Origin of the sequence: Occallatibacter sp. (assembly GCF_049802275.1) — a bacterium.
GTDB lineage: Bacteria > Acidobacteriota > Terriglobia > Terriglobales > Acidobacteriaceae > Telmatobacter.
Map to the genome: position 1 here is coordinate 1 of NZ_JBARMD010000587.1, position 11696 is coordinate 11696.

Genomic DNA, 11696 nt, shown 5'->3' on the forward strand with positions numbered 1-11696 from the left:
GTTGCAGGTGCCGCTTTGGAGGGGCGTCTACGCTGCAATCGAGAAGGGTGAGTCAGATCGCCAGGGCGAAAGAGTCGCAGCTTTCCAGGGCTGACCTCAAAAAGCATGCGATATTTGCCTGATGAGGCGGGAACGTTCGCCACAAGATGATCGCTCAGATGGGCGCTAATTGATCCCGACTTTATTCCTTCGTCGAGTTCTTCTGCCGAAAGTTTTCTGCGAATCTCGTCCCTGGAGAACGAGGGACGTATTGGATTTTCAAGATGGAGCAATGCGGTTGCAATCCATATCCGGTCCGCAATTGTGAAATCCTGATCAAGCTGTTCACCGGTGGCCATCTTCTCCTCCTTTGAAAACATGTATACACAATAATACAATTGTAATTACAATATATCAACAAAAACCTCCAGCCGAAGCTGGAGGCTCTTGTCCTTCTGCTGCTCTATCTAGCAATGGTCCTTTAGTACATGCCGTCCATGCCGCCGCCGTGGCCGCCGCCTGCCGGAGCAGACTTCGGTTCCGGAATCTCGACAACCAGTGCTTCAGTGGTCAGAAGCAGACCGGCGATCGAAGCTGCGTTCTGCAAGGCAGTGCGGGTAACCTTGGTCGGGTCGATGACGCCGGCTTTCACCAGGTCTTCGAACTTTCCGGTTGCAGCGTTGTAGCCGTAGTGCGGTTCCTTGGACTCGAGCACCTTGGCAACCACGACTGCGCCCTCTTCGCCGGCATTGGCAACGATCTGACGAAGAGGCTCTTCGAGTGAGCGGAGCACAATCTGCGCACCGATCTTCTCGTCGCCTTCCAGCGTCTTGATGAGCGCCTGCACTGCGGGGGTGGCACGAACCAGGGCCACGCCGCCGCCCGGGACGATGCCTTCCTCGACTGCTGCACGGGTTGCGTGCAGAGCGTCTTCAACGCGAGCTTTCTTCTCCTTCAGCTCGGTCTCAGTGGCTGCGCCGACCTTGATGATGGCGACGCCACCGACCAGCTTCGCGAGCCGCTCCTGCAGCTTTTCCTTGTCGTAGTCAGAGGTGGTCTTTTCAATCTGAGACCTGATCTCCTTCACGCGGCCTTCGATGTCGGAAGCCTTGCCGGCGCCGTCGACGATGGTGGTGTTGTCCTTGTCGATGGTAATACGCTTCGCCTTGCCCAGGTCCTCGAGCTTGACGCCTTCGAGCTTGATGCCGAGATCCTCAGTGATGGCCTTGCCGCCGGTGAGAATCGCGATATCGCCCAGGATTGCCTTGCGGCGATCGCCGAAGCCGGGAGCCTTGACGGCCGCGACGTTCAGCGTTCCACGCAACTTGTTGACCACGAGGGTGGCGAGAGCTTCGCCCTCAACATCCTCGGCGATGATCAGCAGCGGCTTGCCGCCACGAGCAACCTGCTCGAGAAGGGGAAGCAGATCCTTCATCGCGCTGATTTTCTTCTCGTAGATCAGGATGTAGGGGTCCTCGAGAACCACTTCGAGGCGTTCAGCGTCGGTGACAAAGTAGGGGCTGAGGTAGCCGCGGTCAAACTGCATGCCGTCGACAGTCTCGAGACCGGTGTGCATGGTCTTCGACTCTTCGATGGTGATGACGCCGTCTTTGCCGACAACCTTCACTGCATGAGCAATGATGTCGCCGATTTCCTGGTCGCCATTGGCTGAGATTGCGCCGACCTGGGCAACGGAACCCTCGTCAACAGGCTTCGACAGCTTGCCGAGAGCGCCGCCCTCGGTCCACTTGCCGTCCTTGTCGCGGGTGCCGATGATGGCGGTAACGGCCTTGTCGATGCCGCGCTTCAGAGCGGTCGGGTTGGCGCCTGCAGCAACGGTCTTCACGCCTTCGCGGAAGATGGCCTGGGCCAGAACGGTTGCAGTCGTGGTGCCGTCGCCGGCAACATCAGAGGTTTTGGAAGCGACTTCGCGAACGAGCTGCGCGCCGACGTTCTCAAGAGGATCCTTGAGATCGATTTCCTTGGCTACGGTTACGCCGTCCTTGGTGATGGTGGGCGAACCAAACTTCTTCTCAATTACGACGTTGCGGCCCTTGGGACCCAGCGTCGCCTTCACGGCGTCTGCCAGCGTGTTCACGCCGCGCAAAATCGCCTGACGGGAATCTTCACCGTGCAGAATCTGCTTTGACATTTGTCTCTCCAGGTAGCTGTTAGCTTCAAGCTGCTAGCTTCTAGCTGCGTCTGTGCAGCAAGAAAATTTGTGTTGTCAGTTATGCCTTTAGCTAGGAGCTGGAAGCTAGTAGCTAGAGGCTGCGCAGCGCGCCTACTTCTTGATGATGCCGAGGACTTCTTCCTCTCGCATGATCAGGAACTCCTCGCCGTCGATCTTGATTTCGGTGCCGGAGTACTTGCCGAAGAGGATCTTGTCGCCGGCCTTGACGTCGAGAGGGAATACCTTGCCCTCGTCGTTTGATTTGCCCTTGCCGACCGAGACAACTTCGCCCTCCTGGGGCTTCTCTTTTGCGCTGTCGGGGATGATGATGCCGCCACGAACTGTTTCACCCTCTTCCAAACGGCGGACGAGGATACGATCGTGGAGCGGAGTGAAGGTCGTGGTAACCGATGTTGCTGCCATTGCTTTGCTTCTCCTTCACACGCGGACTGGCGGGAAGCCGGCCGCGGACTGGTTGAGTTTGGGTGAAAGCTTATGGAAAGCGGGCCTCAAAAGCAGGCCATTCAGCGACTTAAGCACTTTGATAGAGCATGTGCTAGCAATCGCCACTTCCAATTGCTAAAGATAGGAGTGGATAGGGCAGTTTGTCAAGTAGATATCGTTAAATGTGAGTGAAACTCGCTCAAGTTTAGCGATCGGTCTTATTGGGCCAAGCTTGCACTAAGAGAGCAGCTAAACATACCGTTCTCTTCTGCGATCAATTGGGCGTTTCTGACGCCTGACGGTAGAGGGGTAGCGCGGTGCGGAATCCCCAAGCGGCGAAGTAGGAACACCCAATTGCAACGCCGGCAAGCACAAGCCAAAGGGATGAAATCTCTCGCCGGAATACCAGGACGACCCAAATGCCAGAAGCAAGAATGGCGGTTGGCAATCCAAGTCCGCGCAGCATTTCAGATGCAAGGAGACCAAAGGAAATGCGAGCGTATTTGCACGCCTCAAACGTGAACCAGGTACAGACGATCGGTAGCTGAACGACCGCCATTGAGAACGCCATGCCGGCTGCTCCATATCGGGGTACCAGAATGAGCGCTACTGCGATGGTGACGATGCTGCCGGACGCGGAGATCAGGGCGGCTTTTCGGTAATGGCCCGCTGCGTAGAGAAGCAGATCAGATGTATACAAAAATGCGTGTCCAAGAACAGACAAAAGCAGCCATTGCATTACGAGTGCGGATGCAGCATAGGCTTTTCCAGCCCAAATCTGGATTAGCGGGTACGCGAAGACAGAGCCCAGCACAATAAAAGGCAAAACCAAACCAAGAACCAATCTCTGAGCGCTGAGGTAGATCTTGCGCAAACGATCGATGTTGTTATTCAGGGCCGTCTCTGACATTAACGGCAAGCAGACGGCGGCGCCACGATCAACCAGGAACCAAAGATGATTTGGCATTTTGGACGCGAGTCCAAAGATGGCGGCTTCTCTCATTGAGCCGAAGGAGCCAAGAATCGTCCAGATGAAAACCTCAAAGAAGAAGGCCGATGTGTTGTTTAAGAAGGTCCATTTACTTTGGCTAAAAAGGTTCTTGAGTATGCTCCAGCGAAAGTGACGCAGATGGAGTTGGCGGACTGAAAACACTGAGCGCAGGAAGACGAAGGATAAAAGAAGCTGAACGGCCCCCGCCGCACATTGCACTGCAGCCAAAGCTGCTATGCCGTATCCCAAAGAGAGCACTGTCACACTGCAAACAAAGATCAGACCGGAGCCCGCGAGTTCGATCTGATTTACACGATCGAATCGATTGGCTGCTTGATAGAGAGGTTCGAATGCGAGACTCACGAATCCAAATAGAATCTTGCCAGCCGCGGCCACAAAAATGAGCGACGCTTCATGAACAAACTCACGAGGGATGTTGAAGGGTCCGGGCAGAACCAGAGACACTCCGAGCAGGATGACTGCACCAATTGCTCCTATCACGGCCGATGCAGAAATCACCGTGGTTAACAATTCGCCAAGCCGGTTCTTCTCAGGGCTGGATAAAGCCGCGACATACGCCTGGACGAGAACGCTGGAAACGCCGAGATCAAGCAGGTAGAGCGTCGTGGACAGGAAAATGACGAACAGATAAAGACCATATTCGGGAACAGATAATCGCCGGACAACGAAGGACGTCAGTCCAAAATTCAGAGCCAGCTGGCAAAAGTGGCCGAAGTAATTCCAGGATATATTTCGTGCGGTTGTGCTCGGAGGCGTCTTGTTCTTCTCTTCATCCATGTTGGATTCCAGAGTTCCTGTCCGAAATGACGATCGGACGAAGTCACCGGTCGAGGGTCCTTGCGTGCTTTGCTGCGAACTTTTCCAAACGGGCAATCCCACCGGGACATACTTAGTGTTAGCAGACCGTTGCCCCATTTGAGGGGTTGAAATTAAGGAGTGTGAGAAGGCATCGACCCTTCGTGAGCCTTTGACGGGCAGCTTTTGGCTGCTCGGTTCAGCTCTGGTTCATTTGAGATGGACTGCTCTAAGTACCCGGCCGCCGACTCGACGGACCACTCGCCGCGCGCGGTCCGATGCCACGCTCATCAGATTGAATCCGAGAGTAACCATGCTCCTCATATCGCCCAGGGTCCTGAAATGGACTACTTCGGCACGGCGCAACCGCAGCAAGTCGGTTCCCAGATAGTTCAAGCCTTCGTCGCACGTCAGAGCAAGGTCAAAGTGGCTGCGCGCTATTTCGGCCACGGCCGCAGTGTAGTAGCCGTAGGGGTATGCGAGGCTCGGAACGGGAACTCCAAGGAGATCTTCGAGGCGCTTGCGGCTGCCCCTCATTTCCTCTGCAATCTGCTCAGGCGTCAAGAGAGTTAGATCCGCATGTGTTTTTGTGTGAGCGCCAAACTCGATTCCTTTATCAGCCCATTCACGAATCTGGCTTTCTGACATGAGCGGCTGCTCAGACAAACCGAGATGCAAATCCCATTTGTTCGTCCCACCAATCTCATCCGAGACCACAAATACTGTTCCAGTGAGACCGTATTTGATTAAAAGCGGAAGACCGAACTCGACAATATCGGCATACGCGTCGTCGAAGGTCAAGAGGATTGGCTTCTCGGGAAGCGTCGTGCCGTCACGGTGATAGGCGATCCAGTCTGATGAATGAATTGGCGTGTAGCCATGCTTTTTGAGCCACTGTAACTGGCGCTCAAACATTTCAGGAGAGACGGTCAGGTAACGATCGAATCCTTCTCTGAGTGGCCCGATGTTGTGGTACATCAGGATTGGAAGCCGCGCTCCGAACTCTTTTCGCAACGCCTGCCATGAACCGGTCATCTTCACCGCACTCCGATAGCCCACGATGTTCTGTTGAGTATAGAAGAGGCGTAACGCTGCTTTTTGGCAGCCAGGGAAACCTCTCAACTTTGAGAATCCCCAGGTAAGCGGCCTCAACAAGGGCTCAGCGGAGACCGGCGCCGTAGAGACTGCTCGCGCGACCGACCGCTTCCACCAAGGTTTGGCCGATACACCTCCGAAACGCGAAGTAGGCCGCAACTCGGGAAACATTCGGCCAAGCCGGATCTCGGCGTTGCCTTCCTCGCGAGCATCCTCAACCACATCGCTCGGTTTCTTTGCGAAAATCTGATGAGTTTGAGCGTTAGGCAAATATGAAAACCGAAACCCAGCCCTCATCAGCCGAAATCCCAACTCCACATCGTTTCCGCGTGAAAACGATTCATCCAGGCCCCCAATGGAGAGAATCACGGAACGGGGAGCCGATGAATTGGCTGAGGCCATGCAACCGAACCAGCCGGTCTCCGGCTCCTCGGCAGCCTTCTTCTCGAAAAACTCATCGCAAAATGAACGCGCCCAGTCAACAGCGAGTGGATCTCCATCATCGGGCGACACGAGTACCGGGCCGAACGCAAGACACGTAAGCTCACTCCGCACCGCACGAGCGTGTTCAGAAACGACCGAAGGCCCGCACAGAATGTCGTCATCGAGAAAAAGCACCAGCTCGCCCTTGGCGGTTCGAAGGCCCGCATTAATCGCAGCAGCCTGGCCGCGATTTTGCTGTTCGATGACGCGAAGATTGGAATGGCTCGCGAATCCCCGAAGCAAGTCAGTCGTACCATCGGTAGAGCCATCAACCACAACAATGATTTCGTAATCTTCGCTGGGAAAGTCCTGCGCAAGGAGGGGTGGCAACGTGCGAGCCAGCATTTTGCAACGGTTATATGTCGCGATAATTACAGAGACTTGCATGTTCAATCGCGGCGCTTCCGCAGCAACGTATGGACAAACGGACACACGCATTGATCAATCGATTCGTCGATAATCTCAAACCGCGGATCCTTCTTGATGTAGTCGTTGATCAGGGTTCCGCGTATAAGCAGCTTCCCGATCCAGGTATGTTCTACTTCGTTGTCGGTGACCGTGTTGCCAACCAGAAAATAGCCGCCCGGCTTAAGCGCTGTGGTCAGCCTCTCACAAGCATCTCGCAGTATGGATGGGCGCAGGATATACTCAAGCACTCCTGTGGCGACAATCAGGTCGTAGGCTCCTGAGATTGGGTCGCAGCGCACGTCCCATTCTGCAAATTCAACGTTCTTTTGATCGCTGCAGAGTTTCTTTGCGCGTTCGAGGGCAATCAGGGAAAGGTCAAGTGCGAGGAGCTTCTCGCAGCGCTCCGAGAGCATCCTCGTGAACATCCCCTCCGCGCAACCCACTTCCAGCGCACTTGGAAAGAGGCCCTCAGGCTTTGCCATACGAAGGAACTCCATTGCCCGTTGAAAGCGAAACTGCTCGAGGTCCCGAGCAAATCCATAGGGGTCAAGTTGCTGGAAATTCTCGTCAACCGCGGCACGATTCCGTTCGCTGCTGTCGACGAGGGTGCTCTTGATTTCCAGCATGTAGCCGATAGCTGTTCGGAAGATCGGGACCTTTTCCAGAACCCCTCGTGATGTGCGATACGCGGAATAGAGGGTCCCTTGTTTTCTCAAATCAGCTCCTTGGAAAGGAATGTGATCAGACACTATAGGGTAAATTGAAATTGCTCAAACGCCAATTTTAGTAACGGGTGGATTGGCCAGAAGCGGCTTTATCAAGTGCAGTGTGTGGGTAGGGAAGGTGTGTCGCACGCTTGGCTGTTCAAGCTTGATGTTTCTAGTTTTCCTTCGTTTTTGGCGTGCGGAGAAAGAGCCAGAGGCCCTTCACCGAAGCTTTAACCAGTGTGCGCCATCCGCTGGTTACGATCTCGCCGGGTTCCTGAGGGTCGCGTGGCCAGTCGAGCGGTTTGCGGCGAATGCGGCGAAGAAGGAACCGGACGAGGTTCATCCTCTGATCGGGAAATTCAGCGAACAACAGCAGGCAATAAGTGATGGAGTTTTGCGCTTCGTTCTCGACCGTGTCGCGGCTCAGGGTCGGATGGAAGACGACGGCAGAGGGAAGGTAAACGGCCTTAAAACCGTTCGAGAGTAAACGAGCAAAGGCATAAGACTCTTCGCCGATCTGGAACGGTGCGCCGCGGCCAAGACGTACATCGAACATCGGGGACGCGCTGCATGCACTCTTGCGCAATGCCATGTTGCTGCCAAGGCCCATTCCGCCAAAGGTGGCAATTTCAAACCAGCGTGGGTCCCGATTGCTGAGAACGCGCGGACTCTCCAACTCTCCGGCGCCGTTGGAACCTGGGGTGATTACCCTGCCCGTAGAGGCCGCGGTCTTTTCGTCAGCGAACGGTTCCATGAGCATGCCGAGCCAATCGGGCGCGGGAATTGCATCATCATCAAGGAAGGCCACGATCTCAGTGTCACTCTCGGCGAGTCCGCGGTTGCGCGTGCGGCTCAATCCCTGGACCGGCTCGAAGATGTACCGCGCGCCGAACTCGCGGCTCACGTTTTCTGTTTCCTTGTCGCCCTGGGTGTTGTCGACGACCAGAACATGGTCGGGCCCGGGGTCAAGCCGGGCAACGCCCCGAAGGCACTCCTTCAAAACCTGGGGACGGTTTCTTGTACAGATAACGACCGTTGCAGTCAGGGTCGCTTCCTTGCAGCCAGAGCTCACCGTTATGTGCGCGAGGCCACTCGCCGGAGCATTCAATCCACAGACCTCATGTTCGAATTCCAACCGCGCTTCAAGCGCCTATGCCCGGCGCTCTTCAATCGGCGTAAGAGATGGGGAGACAACCTCCCCAATCCCATTATCTCAAAGATCATGAAGGGGTCTTGCAGGTGCAGGTTGTGCCAGCCGAAGGGCCCTTCGGCTATCTGTCTCCGAGTGGAGCGCTGTCCGGCGGCCGGCTCTTGCGCCTTCTGTTCAAGATGCGTGGGCCTGGCGGCCAGGTTGGATCAGATGGCCAGGGATGCTAGCAGGGCGAAGCCCAGTCCGGCAAAGGAGATGATGGTTTCGCAGATCGACCACGACTTCATGGTTTCAGTGACGCTTAAGTTCAGATATTCCTTGACCAGCCAGAAGCCGCCATCGTTGACGTGCGAAAAGATCAGCGAACCGGCGCCGGTAGCGATGGCAAGTAATTCAGGCGAAACGCCCGGCGTTTGCAACGCGATGGGAGCAACAATGCCGGCGGCGGTGGTCATGGCAACGGTTGCCGATCCGGTGGCCAGGCGCATGAGGGCGGCAAGCAGCCAGGCGAGGAAGAGCAGCGGTAGATGGCGCTGCATCGCGATATCGATCATGGCGTGAGAGACGCCGCTATCCTGCAACACACGGCCGAAACCGCCGCCAGCGCCGACCAGGAGAGTGATGGTCGCGGTAGGCGCGAGGCACTCGTTGCTGAAGCGCAGGATGGTCTCTTTTGTGACGCCGCGCATGATGCCGAGCGTGATGAAACTGATGAGGACTCCGATGAGGAGGGCAATGTCGTCATTGCCGAGGAAGCGGATTGCCTGGTTGGCAAAACTGTCTTTTGCTGCGAACACGTCGGCCCAACTGCCGATGAGCATCAAGGCGACGGGAAGAAGGATGCTGCCGATGGTGAGCCAGAAGCCGGGTAATTTGCGGTCCGGGTTGTGATCGGCAAAGTCGTCGGCCATGGGATTTTCGGCAGGCATCTTGATCCAGGGGCCGATGACTTTCGCAAACAATGGTCCCGCGAGCGCGGCGGTAGGAATTGCGATTATGAGGGCGTAGAGAATGGTGCGGCCCACATCAGCATGGTACGTATTCACCGCAAGCAGCGCTGCGGGATGCGGGGGCACAAGGCCGTGATCGACAGAAAGAGCGGCGACCAGCGGCAGGGCGACGCGGATCAACGGGGTTCCGGTGCGGCGAGCGACGGTGAAGGCGATGGGAATGAGCAGCACGAATCCGACTTCGAAGAAAGCGGGAAGGCCAACAATGAGACCGATGCACATCATGGCCCAGGGAACGCGCTTTTCGCCGAAGACGCGAATCAGTGTGAGCGCGACCGTGTCGGCTCCGCCGGATTCCGCCATCATTTTGCCGAGCATGGTGCCGAGCGCAACCACAACGGCAATGTGGCCAAGTGTTCCGCCAACGCCCGCTTCAAATGAGTGGACCACACCTGACAGTGGCATTCCTGAGACGATGGCGAGCGCGAGAGAAGCCAGCAGCAGGCTAAGAAATGGATTCAGCTTAAGAACGGTGACGAGCAGGACGATTCCAACGACAGCGCCGAGTGCGGTGAGCAATAGAAAGATGCTGTGAGGATCGATCATCGGCTGGCCAGTTCTCGAGAGATCACTGCGCGCTTCATTGGAGCCACTGGGTCGCGCTGCCTGGAAGGAAGCGGCCTGCGCGGTTTCCGGTGAGTCCTTGAGCAGTGTACGACAGCGTGCCGTTTACCCAGACGCATTCGATGCCCTGGGCCGCACGGATCGGGTCGGCGAATGTCGCGGTGTCGAGGATCGTGTCGGGATTGAAGAGGACCAGGTCTGCCCAGTGGTTTTCGGCGATAGCTCCGCGCTCGGCGAGACCGAAGCGTCGGGCGGGCATGGTGGTCATTTTGTGAATGGCCTGCGGAAGCGTGAACAGCTTTTCGTCGCGGCAGTAGCGGCCCAGCACGCGGGGAAACGCTCCCCAGAGGCGGGGATGAGGATGCTTGTCCCATGGCAAGCCGTCCGAGCCAATCATCGTGGCAGGGTGCGCGAGGATGCGGCGCATATCGTCCTCATCGATGCTGTGATAGATGGCGCCTGCGGGCTGCAGACGCTTGGCTGCATCGAGTTGATTCATATCCCATTCGGCGGCGATGTCGGCGAGAGTACGCCCTGCGACTTCGGGGTAGGCGGTGCTCCAGGTAATCCCGATCCCGACCCGTGGGTCAACTTGTTTGAGGTCGAGGGTGCTGGAGCCAGCGGCGTAGGGATAACAGTCGCAGCCAATATGCTGGTTGGTGCGCGCCTGTTCGAGCGCATGGAGGACTTCGCCGCTGCGTCCCCAGTTCGCGATGCCGGCGCACTTGAGATGCGAAATAACGACAGGTGACCTGCTCGAGCGACCGATGCGGAAGGCTTCATCCATGGCATCGAGGATCGCGTCCGTTTCCGTGCGCAAGTGCGTGACGTAGACGGCATTCGCGCCAATGAGAGCATCAGCCAATGCGAGCACTTCATCGGTGCTCGCGGCGTTTGCCGAAGAATATGCCAGGCCGGAACTGAGGCCGAGTGCGCCGGCGGCGAGAGCCGAGGTGAGTTCGGCATGCATCGACCGAATCTCCCCGTCGGTAGCGGTGCGATCGAGACGGTCCATGTGGTTGTTACGAAGCGATGTGTGTCCGATAAGGGCGGCGACGTTGACGGCGGGTCTAGCAGCGTCGAGTTCGGCGAGGTAGTGGGCGAAGGTTGGGTAGCGGAAATTATTACGCTTGCCGAGCAGGTTCATCGGATCGGGCGGATCGGCTTTGAGGCGCACGGGCGAAGCACTGATGCCGCAGTTGCCGACGATCACGGTGGTGACGCCCTGGGAGATCTTGGGCAGCATCGTCGGCGTTTCGATTACGCTGGTGTCGTCATGGGTATGCGCGTCGATGAAGCCGGGCGCCAGGCAGAGGCCGTCGGCTTCGATTACGTGATCGGCGCGGCACTTCAAAGGCACGTCTATCGCGGCTATGCGGCCGTTGTGCAGGGCGACATCGAGCAGTTGTGCGTCGCTTCCGCTGCCGTCGAGCACTCTTGCATTTCGTATGAGCGTGTCGCAATTCAGCATCTGGACTGACTCAGAATATAGACTATGGTCGCGGGCAGGAGAAGACGCCCAGCGGCGAGGTGTGATGATTCGCGAAAAGAGCACAAGGACGCGGTCGGAGCGCCAGATCGGCCGGCTTAACAAGGGGCTCGGCACGATGGACTCGCCGACAGCCGCTGAGGATATCGTGCGCCTGGGGTGGAACCTTCTGCGCGAGGACCTGAGCCTGCCGTCTGCCGTCCTGTATCGCGATCGCCTCGAGCACAATCTCGCATGGATGCAGCGCTTCATGGATGCATACAAGGTCCGGCTGGCGCCGCATGGGAAGACGACGATGGCGCCGCGACTCTTTGAGATGCAATTGAAGAGTGGGGCGTGGGGCATCACGCTGGCGAGCGCCCACCAGGCAAAGGTGGCGCATACGCA

8 protein-coding genes and 1 pseudogene are annotated in these 11696 nt (G+C 57.0%); 1 reads left to right on the top strand and 8 read right to left on the bottom strand.

The window, feature by feature from the left end; translation table 11 throughout:
• Positions 1-460: 460 nt before the first annotated feature.
• From groL to WA354_RS20050, 8 genes are all read right to left on the bottom strand, one after another.
• Positions 461-2131, bottom strand: a complete 1671-nt coding sequence (groL, locus tag WA354_RS20015; RefSeq protein WP_472814786.1) for a chaperonin GroEL — start codon at positions 2129-2131, stop codon at positions 461-463.
• A 132-nt stretch (positions 2132-2263) separates the two neighbouring features.
• Complete coding sequence (locus tag WA354_RS20020) at positions 2264-2575, bottom strand: co-chaperone GroES (RefSeq protein ID WP_348261603.1); 312 nt, start codon at positions 2573-2575, stop codon at positions 2264-2266.
• A gap of 295 nt (positions 2576-2870) precedes the next feature.
• Positions 2871-4385 (bottom strand): oligosaccharide flippase family protein, encoded by a 1515-nt coding sequence (locus tag WA354_RS20025; RefSeq protein ID WP_472814787.1) that lies wholly within the window; start codon positions 4383-4385, stop codon positions 2871-2873.
• Positions 4386-4613: 228 nt separating this feature from the next.
• Positions 4614-6368, bottom strand: a complete 1755-nt coding sequence (locus tag WA354_RS20030; protein WP_472814788.1) for a glycosyltransferase — start codon at positions 6366-6368, stop codon at positions 4614-4616.
• Between the two features lie 2 nt (positions 6369-6370).
• The gene (locus WA354_RS20035) at positions 6371-7105 is read right to left on the bottom strand and encodes a class I SAM-dependent methyltransferase (RefSeq protein WP_472814789.1); all 735 of its coding nucleotides are present in this window, start codon (positions 7103-7105) and stop codon (positions 6371-6373) included.
• Positions 7106-7268: 163 nt separating this feature from the next.
• Positions 7269-8204, bottom strand: coding sequence for a glycosyltransferase family 2 protein (locus WA354_RS20040; RefSeq protein ID WP_472814790.1), 936 nt, complete (start codon positions 8202-8204; stop codon positions 7269-7271).
• Between the two features lie 248 nt (positions 8205-8452).
• Entirely contained in the window at positions 8453-9802 is a 1350-nt protein-coding gene (locus WA354_RS20045) for a GntT/GntP/DsdX family permease (protein ID WP_472814791.1), read from the bottom strand.
• Between the two features lie 34 nt (positions 9803-9836).
• Positions 9837-11291, bottom strand: coding sequence for an N-acyl-D-amino-acid deacylase family protein (locus WA354_RS20050; protein ID WP_472814792.1), 1455 nt, complete (start codon positions 11289-11291; stop codon positions 9837-9839).
• A 64-nt stretch (positions 11292-11355) separates the two neighbouring features.
• On the opposite strand from WA354_RS20050, the pseudogene WA354_RS20055 reads away from it, so the two are divergent.
• Positions 11356-11696: pseudogene (locus WA354_RS20055) on the top strand (hypothetical protein); the annotation flags it as partial.